The 4,556-nt window shown below is 72.1% G+C and carries 4 protein-coding genes; 1 reads left to right on the forward strand and 3 read right to left on the reverse strand.

From position 1 onward, the window contains the following. Positions 1-168 precede the first annotated feature (168 nt). The gene (locus tag ACFXBC_RS34450; protein ID WP_385033840.1) at positions 169-1,698 is read right to left on the reverse strand and encodes an MFS transporter; all 1,530 of its coding nucleotides are present in this window, start codon (positions 1,696-1,698) and stop codon (positions 169-171) included. Then, a complete protein-coding gene (locus ACFXBC_RS34455) occupies positions 1,695-2,246 on the reverse strand; it encodes a TetR/AcrR family transcriptional regulator (RefSeq protein WP_385033843.1) in 552 nt (183 codons plus the stop codon). Before ACFXBC_RS34455 ends, ACFXBC_RS34450 begins: the two co-directional genes overlap by 4 nt. A gap of 230 nt (positions 2,247-2,476) precedes the next feature. Here ACFXBC_RS34455 and ACFXBC_RS34460 point away from each other — a divergent pair, with 230 nt between their 5' ends. Further along, complete coding sequence (locus tag ACFXBC_RS34460) at positions 2,477-3,421, forward strand: ribose-phosphate diphosphokinase (protein ID WP_385033846.1); 945 nt, start codon at positions 2,477-2,479, stop codon at positions 3,419-3,421. 29 nt (positions 3,422-3,450) lie between these two features. Here ACFXBC_RS34460 and ACFXBC_RS34465 read toward each other — a convergent pair whose 3' ends face one another. Next, on the reverse strand, positions 3,451-4,422 hold the full coding sequence (locus tag ACFXBC_RS34465) for an aldo/keto reductase (RefSeq protein WP_385033849.1): 972 nt from the start codon (positions 4,420-4,422) through the stop codon (positions 3,451-3,453). Positions 4,423-4,556: the final 134 nt, after the last annotated feature.

Genomic DNA, 4,556 nt, shown 5'->3' on the forward strand with positions numbered 1-4,556 from the left:
TCGATCTGCGCGGCGGCCGGCCCCCCCGCCCCGCCCCGCGTCGCTGGGGGGGGGCCCCCCCGGCTTGGCGGGGGGGCCCCCCTCCGCCATGTGCGGCCCGGGGCCGGGCGCACCGAGTGTCGCATCCGCCGTGCCGCGGGCGTACCGCATGCCGTGCCCTGTGCCCTGTCACATGTCGAGCTTCTGCCCCCTGAGCAGGAACCACGAGGTGACCGCGGTGGCGAACAGGACGACGGAGCCGACCGCGGCCGCCGCCTGGAAGCCGTGGGTGAAGGCCTCCTGCGCGGAGGAGAGCAGCACGGCGCCCTGGTCGTGCGGGAGGGTCTTCGCCGCCTCGACGGCGCCGCCGAGCGACTCATGGGCCGCGGCGGCCGCCTCGGGCGAGACCCCGTGCGGGATGGAGAAGCCCCGGTAGATCCCGGTGACCACCGAACCGAGCAGGGCGATCCCCAGGGCCGTGCCCAGTTCGTACGCGGTCTCGGAGACCGCGGACGCCGCGCCCGCCTGGTCCTTGGGAACGCTGGAGAGCAGTACGTCGGAGGTGACGGTGAAGGCCAGTCCGGCCCCGAGGCCGCCGAAGAACAGGGCAAGTCCCAGGCCCACCACCCCGGTGGACGCGCTGACCCACACACAGCCCGCGAGGGCCACAGCGACCGCCGCCAGACCGCCGGCCACCGCGCTGCGCACCGATGCCCTGCGCGCCGCCCACCCGGCCAGCAGCCCGGTGGCGACCGCCCCCACGGCGGCCGGGAGTTCGATCAGTCCGGCGGCCAGCGGGGAGCGGCCCTGCACCAGCTGGAGGAACTGCGAGAGGAAGAAGACCAGGCCGGAGAGGCCGAGGATGGTCAGCAGATCGGCGAGGACCGCCCCGGAGAAACCGCGGTGGTGGAAGAGCCGCATGTCGAGGAGCGGCGATTCCAGGGTCAGCTGGCGGCGGGCGAACCAGAACAGGGCCAGCACACCGACGACCGCGGCCGCCAGGTTGTCCCAGTGGAAGCCGTTGGCCGCCGCCTCCTTCACCGCGTACACCACCCCCATCACTCCGACCAGCGAGAGGCCCACGCTGGGCAGGTCCCACGGGCCCGGGTGGGGGTCGCGCGACTCCGGCAGCACCCGGACGCCGACCAGGACGAGCAGCAGCATCACCGGCAGGTTGATGAGGAAGACCGAGCCCCACCAGAAGTTCTCCAGCAGGAACCCGCCGACCACCGGCCCGACCGCCGTACCGGCCGACGCGGCCGCGCCCCAGATCCCGACGGCCAGGCTGCGCTCCTTCGGGTCGTGGAAGATGTTGCGGATCAGCGCGAGGGTGGACGGCATGAGGGTGGCGCCCGCGATACCGAGCAGCGCCCTGGCGGCGATCATCATCTCGGGGCTGTTCGCATAGGCGTTCAGGACGGAGACCCCGCCGAAGGCGACCGCGCCGCTGAGCAGCAGCTTCTTGCGGCCGATGCGGTCGCCGAGGCTCCCCATCGAGACCAGCAGTCCCGCGATGACGAACGAGTAGATGTCGCCGATCCACAGCAGCTGGGTGCCCGAAGGCTTGAGGTCCTCGCTCAGGAAGGGGGTCGCCAGGCCGAGGACCGTCGCGTCGACGGCGACCAGCAGCACGGCGAGGACGAGAACGGCGAGGGCGAGCCAGCGGCGGGGGCTGCGAGCGGCCCCGGATTCGTCCGTCCGCCGGGTGGTACCGGTCATTGCTCCACGCTCCGTTGTGCTCCGCCGAGCAGCAACTCGGCGATCATGTAAGAGAAATCCTTGGCTGCGACCCGGCCGTCCTGTATCGCCCAGGCGCAGGTGCCGATGAGTCCGTACAGCGCCTCGGTCAGCCATGCGGGGGTCAGGTCGATCCGGAACTCCCCGGCCTCCTGGCCGCGCCGGAAGAGAGCCGAGACCCGGGCGTCGAGCCGGTCCCAGCCCTCGTTCACCCCCTCGCCCTCGAAGAGTTCGTTCTCCGTGACGAGGAAGGCGAGCAGCCCGGCGGCCGGCTCGACCTCGGCGATGAGGCGCCGCAGCGCCTCCACGGCCGGTCCCTCGTCGGTCCTGGCCGCGTCGATCGCCGCTTCGAACTCCGCGATCCCGTACTCCTCCAGGGCCCTGACCAGCGCGTCGCGGCCCGCGAAATGCCGGTGGAGGGTGGCCCTGCCGATTCCGGCAGCCCTGGCGACCTCGTCCATGGTGGCGGTCGCCTTGCGGGTGAGCAGGGTGGCGGCGGTGCGCAGCACCTGGTCCCGGTCGACAGTCATGAGACAACCATAACCACAATGAGACAGCAATGTCTCACACGGGGCAGTGACGTAGCACCCAGTAGCATGAGCGCGATATGCCGGTTCGACGGAACCCGGGCGGGGGCCCGACGGAGCTTCGACGGGACTTCGACGGGAACGTCGGCCGTACTTGGACCGGACCGACCGGACCGACCAGACCGACCGGGCCGACCGGACTGACCGGCCTTCGACCGATCAAGGAGCGGTTCGTGCGAGACATCGCTGTGTTCAGCGGGAGCGCCCACCCCGAACTGGCCGAGGAGGTCACCGCGCATCTGGGAGTGCCCCTGAGCCCGGTGCGGGTCAACCGGTTCGCCAACGACTGCCTGGAGGTACAGCTCCAGGCCAACTGCCGCGAACGCGACGTCTTCCTGATCCAGCCCCTGGTCGCCCCGGTGCAGGAGCACCTCGTCGAGCTGCTGCTGATGTGCGACGCGGCCCGCGGCGCCTCGGCCGGCCGGATCACCGTGGTGATGCCGCACTACTCCTACGCCAGGTCCGACAAGAAGGACGCGCCGCGGATCTCCATCGGGGGGCGGCTGGTGGCCGATCTGCTGGTGAACTCCGGGGCGGGCCGGGTGCTGGCGCTGACCCTGCACTCTCCCCAGGTGCACGGGTTCTTCTCCGTCCCGGTCGACCATCTGCACGCGCTGCGCGAACTGGCCGAGCACTTCCGCGGCCACGACCTCTCGCACACCACGGTCGTCTCGCCGGACCTCGGCAACGCCAAGGAGGCCGCGGCCTTCGCCCGGATGCTGGGCGTACAGGTGGCGGCCGGTGCCAAACAGCGCTTCGCCGACGACCGGGTGGCCATCAGCTCCGTCATCGGCGAGGTCGCGGGTCGCGACATCATCGTCCTGGACGACGAGATCGCCAAGGGCAGTACCGTACTGGAACTCCTGGACCGGCTGCGCGAGTTGGGGGCCCGGTCGATCCGGGTGGCCTGTACGCACGGGCTCTTCGCCGCGGGAGCGCTGAAGCGGCTCGCGGCCCAGCCCGACGTGCTGGAGATCGTCTGCACCAACTCCGTGCCGATACCGCCCGGGGAGCGCACCGAGAAGCTCACCGTCCTCTCCATCGCCCCGGCGCTGGCCGAGGCGATGCGGCGGATCCACAACGGCGAGTCGGTGAGCGCGCTCTTCGACCCGTCCTGAGCCTGCACCCGGGGTTCAGGGCCAGAAGGTCAGTGCCAGGGGAGCTTCGCCCGCTGCTGCCAGTACGCGGCGGGCTCCTCCCGCAGTGCGGCAAGACGCTCCAGCTGCTCGTCCCCGAGGTCGGCCACCGCGGCGTGCAGATTGGCCGAGAGCTGTACGGCGGTCGCCGCCCCGGAGAGCACCACGGTCACCCAGGGACGGCGCAGGACCGCGGCCAGCGCGACGGCGTCAGGGGTGGTCCCGGTCTCCTCGGCGATGTCGCGCAGCACCGCCGGAGCGGCGGCGCCGGCGAGCCGGCCGTTGGCCACCGCCTCCTTGACGATCACGGAGACCCCTGCCTCGTGTGCCTCGGCCAGTGCTTCGCCCGCCGAGGGGTCCAGCAGGTTGTAGGTGCTCTGCACCGTACGGAAGAGCCGTTCGCCGTCGACGGTGACCTCCAGCGCGGCCCGGACGGTGTCCGCCTGGCCGGGGCCGCTGGTGGAGAACCCGACGGTCACGCCGTCCGCGGCCAGCTCCGCGAGCCGGGCGTGCAGTCCGGTGTCGGTGAGGGCCGGGCTGTCGGCGGTCAGGGAGTGGATCTGGTAGAGGTCGAGCCGGTCCCCCAGGAGCATCCCGGTCTCGGTGCGCTGCCGGTCGAAGGTGGCGGTGCTGTGGTCCTTGACCTCATGGGTCTCGGCATCGGTGCGCCAGTCCGCGGTGTACGTGTAGCCCCACTTGCTGCCGATCACGACGTCCTGGACGGCGGGCCTGGCGCGCAGCCAGTCGGCGAGGAACGACTCGGCGCGGCCGTAGGAGCGTGCGACGTCGAAGTAGCGCACGCCCTGCGCGTAGGCGGCGTCCAGGAGTTCATGCGTACGGGCGAGCAGGGCTTCCGGGGTGCGGTCGGCCGGCAGGTCCTGGCCGCGGCCGAGGTTGATGTAGCCCGGCCTTCCCACGGCTGCCAGGCCGAGTCCGATATGGGCCGTGGGGGTGGTCGCTGCCGTGAGGCGGGCGAAGGGCATCGGGGGCTCCCTGCGCGGGTCGGGGGATGCGGTCCCTGACACCCTTACCCACGATCGCGTACGACAGCGCCCGGCACCCGGATGGAGGTGCCGGGCGCCGGCGGAGACGAGGGGGCGGGGCGGTGGCGCGGGGG

This window comes from Streptomyces sp. NPDC059398, assembly GCF_042751845.1.
GTDB lineage: Bacteria > Actinomycetota > Actinomycetes > Streptomycetales > Streptomycetaceae > Streptomyces.